Origin of the sequence: Mesorhizobium sp. KACC 23794, from assembly GCF_052180275.1 — a bacterium.
In the GTDB taxonomy this organism is placed as follows: Bacteria; Pseudomonadota; Alphaproteobacteria; order Rhizobiales; family Rhizobiaceae; genus Kumtagia.
In genome coordinates this window covers 5,980,166-5,993,923 of record NZ_CP197465.1, presented here as the reverse complement: position 1 = coordinate 5,993,923, position 13,758 = coordinate 5,980,166, and the positions used below count along the sequence as shown (strand labels likewise).

The 13,758-nt window shown below is 65.7% G+C and carries 10 protein-coding genes; 7 read left to right on the top strand and 3 right to left on the bottom strand.

Annotated elements, in window-relative coordinates; all coding sequences use genetic code 11:
* From ACSBOB_RS29100 to ACSBOB_RS29070, 7 genes are all read left to right on the top strand, one after another.
* On the top strand, nucleotides 1-528 hold the full coding sequence (locus tag ACSBOB_RS29100; RefSeq protein ID WP_442579504.1) for an invasion associated locus B family protein: 528 nt from the start codon (nucleotides 1-3) through the stop codon (nucleotides 526-528).
* Nucleotides 529-761: 233 nt separating this feature from the next.
* Nucleotides 762-2,093: a type VI secretion system baseplate subunit TssK gene (gene tssK, locus ACSBOB_RS29095; RefSeq protein ID WP_442579503.1), complete on the top strand. Its 1,332-nt coding sequence runs from the start codon at nucleotides 762-764 to the stop codon at nucleotides 2,091-2,093.
* Nucleotides 2,090-3,742, top strand: a complete 1,653-nt coding sequence (gene tssL, locus ACSBOB_RS29090; RefSeq protein ID WP_442579502.1) for a type VI secretion system protein TssL, long form — start codon at nucleotides 2,090-2,092, stop codon at nucleotides 3,740-3,742. The genes tssK and tssL overlap by 4 nt, the downstream gene beginning before the upstream one ends.
* A 37-nt stretch (nucleotides 3,743-3,779) precedes the next feature.
* Nucleotides 3,780-7,379 (top strand): type VI secretion system membrane subunit TssM, encoded by a 3,600-nt coding sequence (gene tssM, locus ACSBOB_RS29085; protein WP_442579501.1) that lies wholly within the window; start codon nucleotides 3,780-3,782, stop codon nucleotides 7,377-7,379.
* A 6-nt stretch (nucleotides 7,380-7,385) separates the two neighbouring features.
* Nucleotides 7,386-8,057, top strand: coding sequence for a type VI secretion system-associated protein TagF (gene tagF / locus ACSBOB_RS29080; RefSeq protein ID WP_442579500.1), 672 nt, complete (start codon nucleotides 7,386-7,388; stop codon nucleotides 8,055-8,057).
* A 28-nt stretch (nucleotides 8,058-8,085) separates the two neighbouring features.
* Entirely contained in the window at nucleotides 8,086-8,883 is a 798-nt protein-coding gene (locus ACSBOB_RS29075; protein ID WP_442579499.1) for a PP2C family protein-serine/threonine phosphatase, read from the top strand.
* Nucleotides 8,873-11,029, top strand: coding sequence for a serine/threonine-protein kinase (locus ACSBOB_RS29070; protein ID WP_442579498.1), 2,157 nt, complete (start codon nucleotides 8,873-8,875; stop codon nucleotides 11,027-11,029). The genes ACSBOB_RS29075 and ACSBOB_RS29070 overlap by 11 nt, the downstream gene beginning before the upstream one ends.
* 28 nt (nucleotides 11,030-11,057) lie before the next feature.
* On the opposite strand, the gene ACSBOB_RS29065 is transcribed toward ACSBOB_RS29070, so the two are convergent.
* The 3 genes from ACSBOB_RS29065 to ACSBOB_RS29055 are packed head-to-tail and all read right to left on the bottom strand — an operon-like array spanning nucleotide 11,058 to nucleotide 13,758.
* Nucleotides 11,058-12,896 carry a hypothetical protein gene (locus tag ACSBOB_RS29065; RefSeq protein ID WP_442579497.1) on the bottom strand — a complete coding sequence of 613 codons (1,839 nt, stop codon included), beginning with the start codon at nucleotides 12,894-12,896 and terminating at the stop codon, nucleotides 11,058-11,060.
* On the bottom strand, nucleotides 12,893-13,321 hold the full coding sequence (locus tag ACSBOB_RS29060) for a biopolymer transporter ExbD (protein ID WP_442579496.1): 429 nt from the start codon (nucleotides 13,319-13,321) through the stop codon (nucleotides 12,893-12,895). Before ACSBOB_RS29060 ends, ACSBOB_RS29065 begins: the two co-directional genes overlap by 4 nt.
* On the bottom strand, nucleotides 13,318-13,758 hold the full coding sequence (locus tag ACSBOB_RS29055) for an ExbD/TolR family protein (protein WP_442579495.1): 441 nt from the start codon (nucleotides 13,756-13,758) through the stop codon (nucleotides 13,318-13,320). Before ACSBOB_RS29055 ends, ACSBOB_RS29060 begins: the two co-directional genes overlap by 4 nt.

Genomic DNA, 13,758 nt, shown 5'->3' with positions numbered 1-13,758 from the left:
GTGAAATTCCTGCCTCGGGTTTTTCCGGCGCCCGGCAGCCGGCCGCTTGCCATGGCCGCTTGTGCGGCAGGTCTCTTGCTGGCTGCCGCGCAGCAGTCGCCGGCGCAGGATGCCGCGGCCACTCCGCCCGCGCCGACCTGGACGGTCAACTGTTCGGGTGACGCGAGCCAGGCCAAGCTGGCCTGCACGCTTACCCAGACCCTCATCATGAAGGACAAGGGCCAGCGCGTCCTGACCGCAGTGGTGACCAACAATGACGGCAAGCCGCTGCTCAATCTCGGCCTGCCGCACGGGCTCAACCTGTCCAAGGGTGTGGATGTCTGGATCGACGAGGCGGCGAGGCAGAATTTTCCGATCGTCACTGCCGACCAGAAGGGCAGCTACGCGATCATCGCGCTGAAGGACACGTTCATCGCCGCGATGAAACAGGGCAAGTTACTGAACGTCGCCATCACGGCATTCGCCGGCAACGAAATCATCCTCCAATTGTCGCTCAGCGGGTTCTCGGCGGGCTTCGCCAGGCTCTGAGCGGCGGAATTTCCGCCATAATATTGCGGTGGGATGCGATGCTGGCAGGGGGGACCCGGCGGGCATCGGGCACGGTCATGGCGGAACTGGTTTCAGGCGACACCGGAGGTCCGGGCAATGTCCGGTTATCATGTGAAGAACGGTTTGCATCATTGACACAATGCTTTAGCATTCCTTTGCGCAAGCAGATCATACCTTGCCGATGACAAGGCCACCGGAGACAGACCGCGAAGATGTCATGGTATAGCAAGGTAGCGTGGTCGGAAGGGCTGTTTCTTCGCCAGCATCATTTCCAGCAGAACGACCGTTACTTCGAACGGCTGCTCGAAAACCGCGTCCGGCAACTTGGCGCCTATCCCTGGGGCTTCGCGCAGATCGAGATCGACAGGGATCTCGCCCAGCAGAACAAGTTCGCGTTGAGGCGCGCCAGCGGAATCTTCCAGGACGGCACGCCGTTCGACATGCCGGGCTCCAGCCCGCTGCCGTTGCCGATCGACGTGCCGGCCGGGGTCGACAAGCAGATTGTCTGGCTGGTGCTTCCCGCTGCGGTGGTCAACGGCCGCGAGGTCGACATGGCGGAGGGAACGTCTGGCAGCCGGTATGTGCGCGATCTGGAGACGGTGATCGATTCCTCGTCCGGGATGCATGTCGAGCAGGAGATCGAGGTCGCCCACCCGCGCGCCACCTTTGAAGTGCGCAAGACGCCGAAGCCGGGCGCCAACTGCCTGCGCGTTGCCCGCATATTGGAAGTGCGCGACAAGACGATCATCTTCGACGAGACTTTTGCACCGCCGGTGATCGCGACGCAGGCGCATCCCGTCGTCGCCGGCTGGATCGAGCGGGTGATCGGTTGGATGGACACGAAACTGGAGACCTTGTCGCGCTACGCCGCCGATCCGAGTTCGGGCGGCGGATTGCAGACCTTCGATTATTTCATGCTGCAGATGCTGAACCGCGAGATCAACGTGGTGAAGCACATGCGCGCCTCGCAGTTCGTCCATCCGGTCGAGTTCTACAAGGAGCTGCTGCGGATATCCGGCGAACTCTGGACCTTCTCGGCCAAGCGCCTCGCGCCGGAATACGCCGATTACGACCAGGATTCGCTGGACACCGTGTTCGAGCCGGTGCTGTCCGACATCCAGCGGCTGCTCAGCCTCGATATCGGCCGCGCCATCCGCCTCAATCTGGTCGAGAAGGCGCCGAACGCCTTTGTGGCGACCGTGCCCGACCGGGCGCTGTTCCGCAACGCAACCTTCGTCGTCGAGGTGGCAGCCTCGAAGCCGTTGTCGCAGGTGCAGCAGCAGTTTCCGGCGCTGTGCAAGGTCGGCCCCAATACCAAGATGAACGAGATCGTGCAGACCCATCTGCCGGGCATCGAACTGGTGCACATGCCGACGCCGCCGCGCCAGATCCGCGCGGTGTCCGACCACGTCTACTTCTACCTCGACAAATCGTCAGCGTTGTGGCCGGAGTTCAGCGTGGCGAGCGGCATGGGCCTGCATTTCGCCGGCGACTGGCCGGGGCTCGTGCTTGATCTCTGGGCGATCGTGGAAGAGAGGAGATGAGCGGCAAGGACGACCCATTCGGCTCTGGCGGCAAGACGGTCATCCGTCCGAACCCGGCTGGCCGCGTGCGTCCCATGCCTGGCCCTCCGGCCGGCGCTCCCGATTCCGGAGGACCGCCGCAGCCGTCCAACGCCACCATCGCCGGCACGCCGATGCCCGGAGCGCCACCGCAATCGCCATTCGGCGCGCCGTCGTCCTCCCAGCCTCCAGCCTACACGCCGCCGCAGTCGCCCTATGGAGTGCCCGGTCGTTCGCCTTATCCAGCCGCGCCGAACCCCGCGCCTTATTCGCCGATGCCGCAGCAGAACGATGCGGCGCGCTACGGCATGCCCGATTCGGACGACTGGATGCGCTCGGGTCGGGCGAATGTCTTCTTTCCCAATGCCGAACCGCAGCAGGCGCCGTCCGCCCCGCGCGAGAAAATACCGCTGGAAGTCGCGCTCAATGCCCGCGACGGCGGCGAATATTCGGCCTCGAACCCGCTGACGGCGGCTGCGGCGCCTCTGCTCATCCTGCTCGGCCGGCTGCGGCTGATGATCGTCGACATGCAGGCCGTGCCGCTGATGACGCATGTCGCCCAGGAGATCCGGGATTTCGAGAAGCGGGCTGGCGAGTCGGGCGCATCGCCGGAAGACGTCATGGTCGCCAAATACGCGCTTTGCGGAACGGCCGACGACATCGTGCAGAACCTGCCGGGCACCGACCGTCACGTCTGGATGCAATATTCGATGCTGGCGCAATTCTTCCAGGTGCGCACCTCGGGCGTCGGCTTCTTCGAGGAATTGAAGAAGATTCTCGCCAATCCGGCGCCGCGCTACAATCTGCTCGAACTGATGCATGCCTGCCTGGCGCTCGGCTTCGAGGGCCAGTATCGCGGCGCGGCCGGCGGCGATGTGCAACTGCAGCGCTGGCGGCGCGACGTCTACCAGACGCTGCGTAGCCTGCGCACCCGCAGCGACGACGACATCTCGCCGCGCTGGCAGGGCATGGTCAAGCTGATGCGCAATGCCGGCGCGGCGATCCCGCTGTGGGTCATCGCCGGCGTGGTCGGGGCTGGGCTTGTCGGCGTCTATTTCCTGCTGCGCTTCATCATCAGCGCCGACGGCGACGGGCTGGCGGCGCGGCTGGTCGCCCTCAACCCGACCGAACCGGTGACCATCGAGCGCGCGGCCTTCCAACCGATGCCTGATCTTCCGGTCCAGAGCACGCAACTGGAGCGTATTCGGGCCGCCCTGAAGGACGACATAGCGGCGGGTGGCCTGGCGGTCGAACCGGTCGGCGACAAGATCGTGGTGCAGGTAAACAACCTGCTGCTCTTTGCCTCCGGCAGGGCGGAGGTGCGCAAGGAATTCGCGCCGATCGCCGAGCGGATCGCCGGCGCGCTCGACAAGGAACCGGGGCCGATCCACGTCATCGGCCACACCGACAATGTCAAGCCGAAGCCGTCGAGCGCCTTCAAGTCGAACTTCGACCTGTCGGTGGCGCGCGCCAAGGCGGTGGAGAAGATTGTCGGGCCGAAACTGTCCGATCCGGCGCGTGTGAGCGTCGAAGGCAAGGGCGAGGACGAGCCGATCGCCGACAACAAGACGCCCGAAGGCCGCGCGAAGAACCGTCGGGTGGAAGTCATGATCCCGAAGGCGGAGGAATAGAGGTGCCGGCGGGATTTGGGCGAGGCGCTGGCGGCGCATGAAGAAGTGGCTCCTCAGGGCAGCGATCGTAATCGGCCTCGTGGCATTCGCGGCGATCGTCTGGTTTGTCGGCCCGCTGATCGGCTACGAGGACATCCGCCCGTTCGATCCGGTCTGGGTGCGGCTCCTTATCATCCTCATCGTGTTCGCCATTGTCGGCGGCTTCTACGGCATCCGCTACTGGCTGCGACGCCGGGCGGCGAAGGCGCTTGAGGCGGCGCTTGCCGAAAGCGAGGGCAGGCAGGGCGACGGCAAGATTCTCGGCGAGCGCATGACCGAGGCGCTGGAGACGCTGAAACGCTCCAGCGGCAAGCGCAATTACCTCTACGACCTGCCCTGGTACATCATCATCGGACCTCCCGGCGCCGGCAAGACGACGGCGCTGGTGAATTCCGGCCTGAAGTTTCCGCTGGCCGGCGCCGATGGCGGCAAGGCGGTGGCAGGCACCGGCGGCACGCGCTACTGCGACTGGTGGTTCACCGAGGAAGCGGTGCTGATCGACACGGCCGGCCGCTATACGACGCAGGATTCGGATGGCGAGGTCGACAAGAAGAGCTGGCTGTCTTTCCTGGCGCTGCTCAAGGCCCAGCGCGCCAAGCAGCCGATCAACGGCGTCATCCTGGCGATCAGTGTCGAGGACCTGCTGAAACTCGACGGCCAGCAACTCGCCGAGCACACGACCGCGATCCGCAAGCGCCTGCTCGAACTTCACCAGGAACTCAAGATCGACTTCCCCGTCTATGCGCTTTTCACCAAGGCCGACCTGATCGCCGGTTTCGCCGAATATTTCGGTAACTTCACGGAATCGCGCCGCCGCAAGGTGTGGGGCGCCACCTTCCAGACCGAGGACCGCAAGAAGAACATGGTCGGCGAGGTGCCGGCCGAGTTCGACCTTCTCGTTCGCCGCCTGACCGAGGAAGAGGCCGATCGGCTGCACGAGGAGCCCGACCCGATCGCCCGCATCGCCATCTTCGGGTTTCCGGCGCAGTTCGCGCTGCTCAAGGACCGTGTCGCCGATTTCCTGAACCGCATCTTCGAGCCGACGCGCTATCAGGTGAACGCCAACCTGCGCGGCTTCTATTTCTCCTCCGGCACGCAGGAGGGAACGCCGATCGACCAGGTGCTCGGTTCGATCGGCCGCAGTTTTGGCGAGACGGCGCACGCCTCGCAACTGTCCGGCCAAGGCAAGAGCTTCTTCCTGCGCGACCTCTTGACCAAGGTGATCTTCGCCGAGGCCGGCTGGGTGTCGCGCGACATGGGCGCGGTGCGCCGGGCTGCGATCCTGCGGTACGGCGCGCTCGCGGCGATCGGCATCGTCGCGGTCGGGCTGCTCAGCGCCTGGGGCATCAGCTTCGCCAGCAACAAGTCATTGATCGCGTCCACCGACAGCGCCGCGGAACAGTACCGCGTCAATGCCGCCGGCTACATGAAGACCAACACCGTCGCCGACGTCGAACTGTCGAATGTCGCCGGCGTGCTCGACATCCTGCGCACCATGCCCGTCGGTTATGACAACCGCGACCAGTCGACGCCGATGCGCGAGAGCTTTGGCCTCGCCCAGCGCGGCCGCCTGGTCTCCGCGGCGGAGACGACTTACCGGCAGGCGCTGGAGCGCATGTTCCGCTCGCGTCTCATCCTTCGCCTCGAACGCCAGATCGAAGCGGGCATGAACGACCCGCTGGCGTTGTACGAAACACTGAAGGTCTATCTGATGCTCGGCGGCAAGGCGCCGAAGGTCGACGACGACCTTGTCGTGACCTGGATGCGCAAGGACTGGGAGGAGAACCTCTATCCCGGCCCCAACAACCGCAGTCTGCGCGAGGATCTCGTGCAGCATCTGCGCGCCATGCTGGACCTCGGAGCGAGCCATAAGCCGACCTTCGACCTGAACGGCCCGCTGGTCGAATCGGCGCAGCGTTCGCTGGCGCGCATGAACATGGCCGACCGCGCCTATGCGCTGATCAAGACGGCCTCCTATTCGGCGCCCATCGAGAATTTCTCGGTCGTAGACCGTGGCGGGCCGGACGCGGCGCTGGTGTTCGAGACGGTCGACGGCACCGAACTCGACAAGGTGGTCGTGCCCGGCTTCTACACCTATGCCGGCTTCCAGGACTTCTTCATTCCGCAACTCGCCGCGGTCGCCGACAAGATCGAGGGCGAGAAATGGGTGATGGGAGAGCTTGCCGAGCAGAAGGGCATCGATGAGCAGTTCGGCCAGCTCGGGCCGGTGCTGATCGAACGCTACGGCAAGGATTTCGTCGATGCCTGGAACGCGGTGCTCGACAATCTCAAGCTGAAGTCGATGTCGGCGGACAAGCCTCAATATGTTTCGCTCTCGGCCGCCGCGTCGCCGAACTCGCCGATAAGGCAGCTTTTCGAGGCGGTGAGCTTGGAGACGCAGCTGACCCGCGAGCCGGCGGAAGGGGAACTGGCCGGCGACCTGCCGACCATCAACGCGGATGCGGCCGACGCGGCGCAGACCATCGCCAAATATGCCGCCGACCGCGCCGCGTCGCGGGCGACCGGGCTGGCGCGCATCGGCATCGAGCTGGCGATGAAGAAGTCGCAGAGCCGGGCAGGGGACACGTTCGCGGGTAATAGCTCGGCGCGTCAGGTGCCTGGCGCCAACATCGAGGCGCAGTTCCGGCCGTTCCACGAACTGGTCAAGGGCGATCCCGGAAAGCGGCCGATCGACGCGCTGATCCAGAATTTCTACGAGGTCTACCAGAGCCTGGTGCTTGCGGCGACCAACCCGTCGCAGGCCGATCGCGCCAACGCCAACATGCAGATGCAGGTGGTCAATCTGCGCGCCAACGCCTCGCGGCTGCCGCGTCCGGTGGCGCGCATGGTCAACGCCGCGGTCGACGATTTCGAGGGCGATGCCGCCGGCAATTCGCTGGCGCAGCTGAACCAGATGCTGAACAGCACGGTGACGCGCGCTTGCGACTCCGTCATTTCCAACCGCTATCCCTTTGCCAAGGACAGCGAGCGCGATGTGCAGATGCAGGATTTCGCCCGCATCTTCGCGCCGAACGGCGTCATCGACCGCTTCTTCGCGCAGAACCTGGCGCCGCTGGCCGACATGTCGGGCAAGGACTGGGTGTGGAAGGAAGACACAAGGCTTGGCCGCGAGTTGTCGAAGACGACGCTCAAGGACTTCCAGCGCGCCGCCGAGATCCGCGACGCGTTCTTCGCGCAGGGCGGCGTGATGCCGTCCGTCAGCCTGACAATCACGCCGTTTTCGCTGAATGGCGAGGCGGATATGGCGCTGATGAACGTCAACGGCCAGATCGTCCAGAGCCAGCAGGCCGGCGGGCTACCGGTATCGATGCAGTGGCCGGGCAGCATGGCGGGTGGCACCGTGAGTGTCACGCTGACGCCGGAAATTCCCGGCCGCGTCTCGGCCGTGCTTACCGAGGGGCCTTGGGCGTTCATGCGGCTTCTCGAATACGGCTCGGTATCGCAGACCTCGGACGGCATGCGGGCGCGCTTCGTCATCGGTGGCCGTGACGTCGCCTATACGATCCAGGTCGGATCGGCCAACAATCCGTTCTTCCTGCCTGCCCTCACGCAGTTCTCCTGTCCAGCGGGGATCTGACGCGAGATGGGCTTCGGTCTGTTCGGAAAGCTCCCCCAGAAACGCGACTTCATCTCTTTCGGTATTTCCGAAGACGTGCTTTCGCCGCTGGAGACCTGGCTGCAGACGGCGGTTGCCGCGAGCCGCAGCGAACTGGGGCGCGGCTGGGAGGAGCTTTACCTGGTCGCGCCGATCTGGCGCTTCTGGATCGGGGCCGAGGTGCTGGGAGCGAACTGCGCGGGCGCGCTGATGCCCTCCGTCGACGGCATCGGGCGGTTTTTCCCGCTGCTTGCGATCTACATCTGCGAAGCGGGCGAGAGCCTGCCGCCGCCCTCCTATGCGCCGCAGGAAAAATGGTTTTCGGCCGTCGAGGCCAGGCTGCTGGGGGTACTGGAGGAGGGTGCTGCGCCCGCCGTGGACTCCGTCCTGGCCGGCCTGCCGCCGCCGACGCTCGACAGGCTGGCGCCCAATGCCCGCCGTAGCGTGTTCAAGGGCGGGCCTTTGTGGAACGCTGGCCAGGACACCGACACGCCGAGCTTTCTTGCCGCCATATTCGAGGATGATTATCGGCAGGTGGCGCGCGGCAGGAGCTATTGGTGGGTGCCCGGCAATGACGAGCGGGGGCCGGTGCTGCATGCGCGCAACGGTCTGCCCGACCCCTATTTTCATACGCGCATGCTGCGTATTGTGACAGAATGACGAGAGCGCTCAGCGCGGGTGAGGACACGTGAACGACCCCGGCATTCGCTTCGAGAGTTTCGGCCTGAGCAATCCCGGCAAGGTGCGGGAGCTCAACGAGGACCGCCTGCTGATGGCGCCGCGCAGCGGCCTGTGGCTGGTGGCCGACGGCATGGGCGGCCACGATGCCGGAGAGGTGGCGTCCTCCTGCATCGTCGAGCATCTGGCGACCATCGGCGTGGCCAGTTCCGCACCGGACCTGCGCGCCCGCTTCGAGGACCGCATCGGCCGCGCCAACGCGCAGATATGGTCGATCGCCCAATCCCGTGGCGGCACCACGATCGGCTCGACCGTGGCCGCGCTCCTGACCTTCGAGCGGCAGTTCGCCTGCATCTGGATCGGCGACAGCCGCGTCTACCTGGTGCGGGGCGGGCAGATCACACAGCTCTCGCACGATCATACCGAAGTGCAGGAACTGCTGGATCGCGGCGTCATCACCCCGGCGGAAGCCCGCGTCTGGCCACGACGCAACGTGATCACGCGGGCGGTGGGCGCGGAGGAGGAGGTGGCGGTCGACATCGAACTCGGCCGCATCCAGCCGGGGGACGTCTTCGTCGTCAACAGCGACGGGCTGACCGCGCATGCCAGCGAAGCTGAAATCCGCGACGCGGTCATATCGGACGAGCCTGAGGCCGCGTGCCGCAAGCTGGTCGAGATGGTGCTGGAGCGAGGCGGCACCGACAATGTGACCGTCATCGTCGTCAGGTGCCAGGAGGCGTCGGTCTTCGCGGAGGACGGCCGCATCTTTGCGCCGCGCGCCGGAGCGGGTATCGCCAATGGCGGCTGACGAGAAGACCATGCTGATGGCGCTGCCGGAAAGCGTCGCGGTCGGCACCCAACTCAGCGGCACTTACGAACTCGACGAGCGCATCGCCGCCGGCGGCATGGGCGAGGTGTTTCGGGGCCACAACATCCAGACCGGCGATCCGGTGGCGATCAAGATCGTGCTGCCGGAGTTCGCGCGCGACGCCATGATCCTGTCGCTGTTCCGCAAGGAAGCGTCGATCCTCAACCACCTCTCGCACGCGGCGATCGTCCGCTACCATGTCTTCGCGATCGACCAGGCGATCGGCAGGCCGTATCTCGCCATGGAGTTCGTCGACGGCCTGTCGCTTGTGGACATGTTCGAACAAGGTCCGATGGCACCAGCCGAAGCGCGCGTGCTGCTTTCAAGGCTTGCGTCCGGCCTGGCCGCGGCCCATGAGGCCGGCATCATCCACCGCGACCTTTCGCCCGACAACATCATCCTACCTGGCGGCAAGGTCGAACGGGCCAAGATCATCGATTTCGGCATCGCGCGTTCGGCGACGGTCGGTGGCGAGACGCTGCTCGGCGGGGTGTTCGCCGGAAAATACAATTTCGTTTCCCCCGAACAGCTTGGCATGTACGGGGCGGAGGTCACCGAGAAATCCGACATCTACAGCCTTGGCCTGGTGATGGCGGCCGTGCTGCTCGGCCGGCCGCTCGACATGAGCGGCAGCCAGGTCGAGGTGATCGAAAAACGGCGCGTCGTTCCCGATCTGTCGGCGGTCGAACCCGGTCTGCGGGCCGTTCTGGAAGCGATGTTGCAGCCGGACCCGCGCAATCGGCCGGCGGGCATGGCCGAGCTGGGGGAGCTTGTCGCACCCAGGCGTGAAGCGACGTGGCCGAGCGAGCCGACATTCACGGCGACCATCCCGCCGGTGGCGCCGGCGGTTCGCATCGGCGGGGAAACCGAGATACCGTCGCTGACGCGGGCCGGTCCGTCGCCCGAGGCCGTGGCGACGGCGATCGCCCCTGCCGCCAGCGAGCCGTCGAGCGAAAGCCCGTTCGGTCCCTATCTCGGGCCGGCCAAGATCGCGATACCCGAACTGCTGCCGCGGGCGCAGGCGCCGTCGTCGACCGAGCATCGCCGTGGCCGATCCGGCGGCGGCCTGATCGCCGTCGCCGTGCTGGCGGTGGTGGCGAGTGCTGCCGGCGGCGCCTGGTATGGCGGTCTCCTCGACGGCTTTCGCCCAGGGCCGGCCTTGCCGCCGCTCGAAGACAAGGAAAAGCTGCCGGACGGAAAACCCGACGCAGACAAGAAGACGACCGATACGGACACGACCGTACCAAAGACCGACGACACGGTTCAGAAAAAGCCGGACAATGTGACCACCAAGCCCGATGCGGAGCAAAAACCGCCGGTGGACGGGGGCACGACGCAGAAACCCGAAACGACCGATGACAGCCAGAAGCAGGACGCCGGCCAGAGCGGGCAGCAGCCGGACAACAAGCCCGACATCAAACCCGACACGCCGATCGGGCCGGTGGGCGTCGATGTCGCCGCCGAGCGCCTTGCCTGGCTGAAGGACTATTCCGGCGGGGATTGTTTCTATGCGACCGCGACCTCGGTGAATGGCGAGAAGACCGCGATCGAAGGTTTTGGCGAGCGTGTCGATGCCTTCAAGAGCCTGCTCAACGACTTCACAGGCCGCTTCCGCAGCGAACCCGATATCGGCGTGCGCCTGATCCGGCCGAAGCAATGCCCGGTCACCGCGTTCCTGAGCCGGATGGCGCAGGGCTCGGGCAATCCGCCCAACCTTTCACTGGTCAAGTACGAGCTCGTCGACCGCGATCCGATGAGCGGCGAGGTACAGATGCTGCCCTCGCGGCAGACCTATCTGCTGCTGATCGACCATGACGGCATCGCGCACAATCTGGACCGTATCCTGCAGCGTCAGGGCGACATCGCGAAGTTCAGCATCGCGCTTGGCCTCGGCGCCGACAAGGATGGCGACAAGAGCCCGGTTCCAGAGGTGCTACTCGCCTTCGCGACGTCCCAGCCGCTCGACGCGATGAAGATCACCGATCCGATCCCGGCCTCCGAACTTCTGCCGCGCATCGTGGACGAGGTGGGCTCGAAGCAGATGGATGCGGCCGCCACAGCCCGCTATTTTCGCATCCGCGGGTAGCAAGAGCGATATAAGATTATTTCTCGCTCTACCGCACGACGAACGAGGTTATGCCGTAGGCGATGGAGCGGTTGCCGGTGATGATTTCCGTGGCGAGCTTCGAAAAATATTGTTCCGCCGGCATTCCTGGCCGGGTCGGGATGGTTTTCAACGGGCCGTCCGAGGCGATGGCGACGAGCAATTGCACCGCGGAGACCGGCCCGTCCGTCAGCGTCATCGGCGCGGCGAAGGGCATCAGCGGTCCGCGCTGGCCGGAATAGGAGCCGACGAGTTCGGCCTTGCCATCGTCGTCGACGACCATCAGGTAGAGCGTGTCCTTGCGCAGGCCGGAGATAATGCCGGAAAGGTCATGCCCGCTTTCGATCGAGGGCTCGTCCAGGGTGACGCGCAGAGGGAAGTTCGGATATTGTGCGAGGTTTCTGGCGAAGGCCAGGGCTCCGCATTGGGCCGCCGACACCGTCCGCGTATCCGCCTCGAGCGTGAAGCCGGAGATCCGCTCATATTCCGTGCCCAGCCTCGCCACCATTTCGGGGGCGACCGCGTAGGCCTGGATCGACGCCTGTGTCGGGCTGATGCTCGCCGGCAGCGCCAGCATGCAATCGTCGCCTTTGTGGGTCACAAGGAACTCGGCGACACGCAGCGTTCCCGATGTCGGTCCGTCCGTGACCTCTCCGTCGGTCAGCACATCAGGCCGCGGAAGCAGGGCGACGACGGTCGCTGCCGGCGCGACCGCGGGACTGTTCGTCACGCCCGCTACGCCTGTCGATCCCAGCGGAGCAGCGCTTTCGGTTGGACGTATTGCGCTGGCAACGCCAGCCGCTCCGGTTGCCGTTCCGCCGGAGGGCGTTGCAACCGGCGCTACCGCGACGATTGGGGTGCCCGTCGACGTCGCCACGGGCTGTTCAGAACGTGGTGGCGTCTTCACGAGCGGAACCGCCGGCGTGGCGGTCTTCAAAGCTTCGCTCACGCGGTTGGTCGCGGCCAATGGGGCCGCTTGAGCCGTCGGGGCAATTGTATTCGACACGCTGAGAGCGTCACTGGTCGGGGTTTCAGCATATTCCGCATGCGCTGAAAGCGGCTGCGTTCCCACCTGCGGCGCAATCGGACTGACAGTCTCGACGGTTTCCGTCGTGGGGTTGGCCGCGATCGACGGCGTCGCGGGATTGATCGAGGCTATTGCGTCGATGGTCTCGGACGCTTTCGGCGCGGCTTCCGAAACCGTGGGCAAGAGCGGTGCCGCCGGCTCGACGCCCGCGACGGCCACTGTTTCGCGGGTCGATTTCGCCGCGCTCTCGCTGGTTTCCGCCGGCGAGGCGGCGACTGTTGTGTCCGAGGGTGATTCCGGCATGACCGGCGCGGCATCGCTCGCCGTCGCAGCCTCCGTTTCCTGGACATTTTCCGCTGTGTCCGGGGCGGTTTCGGTGGCTGCGACGGTCATTTCGGCGGCATTGGGGATGGGCGTCGCGGCCGTATCTATTTTGGGCGCAATCACATCGCCACCCAGGCTCGGCGGGACAATTGCCTCTGGCGCAGCTTTCTCGCTGGGAGAGGTCTCCGGCGCGCGCGCCTCGACAGGCTGTGCGCGGACAGCCTCCGCCGCTGTGCCTGCCTCTTTCGCTGCCAGTGTCGAAGCCTGAGGCTGCACCAGGAGGGCAGGTTGTCCGGCGTCGATGATCGATACGTTCTCCGGCGTGGCGAGTTGCGGAGCGCCGCCTGCGGCCAAGGTGGCGATGTCGATCTCGGTATAGCTGGGTTTCTTCTTCTCCGGCATCGGCATGGCGTAGAGCGCCATGCCGAGCGCGCCGTGCAGCGCCACCGAGCCGGCAGCGGCAATCGCCCAGAAGCTGAAGGGCGAGGCGGCGCTCATGGTACCGCGCCGGCCTCGGCCGGCTCGCGGAGCGTGACGATCTGTAGGCCCAGTCCGGCCGCCCGCAAGGTTTCGGCGATATTGAGCAGTCCCGAGGCCGCCATGTCGCGCTGCGCCAGCAGGCTGAGCGGCGTTTCGGGTCGGCCGGTCGCGTCGATGGCCGCGCGGGCTGCTTCGACCAGGCCGTCCCGCGAAATGGCGCGCCCGTCGAGGAACAGGGAGCCATCGCCCTCCATCAGCAGCAAGGGACGCGGCAGCCGTTCCAGCGGCAGGTTGCGGGTGAAGGGAATGGTCGACTGCTTTTCCTCGGGATTGATCAGGCTGCCGGTGGTCAGAAAGAACAGCAGGAGCAGGAAGACGATGTTGATCATCGCCAGCGTGAAATCGTTGTGCCGTCTCGGCGCGGGAAGCGGGATGATCTTCATGGAGCGGGGCTCCGCCCGCCGAGCACGGTCACGCTGGCGATCTCGGCGTCCTTGCTCGCTTCCAGCACCGTCACGACGTCCTGGACGGTGGCGGTGGCGCTGGGCGTCAGCAGGACCGCGGTGATGCCGCTCGACTTCAGCAATTTCAGTCTCTCGGCGACCTCCGACAGCGGCATGCTCTCGCCGCCGATCATGATGCGCCCCGCCAGGATGCGGACCGCGACGGGCGGCGTCGCGCTTTCAGCCGCGGCCGGCTCGCGTTGGCCGCCCTCGGCGGCGATCGGGCCGAGCGGCAGCAGCGAATAGGGCACGATCTGCGAGGAGACCATGAAGAAGATGACGAGCAGGAAGATCACGTCGATCAGCGACGTCAGCACGAAGGACGGGCGCCGGCGCCGGACATGTTTCGGCAGGATGGTGCCCGTGTGATCGGCCAA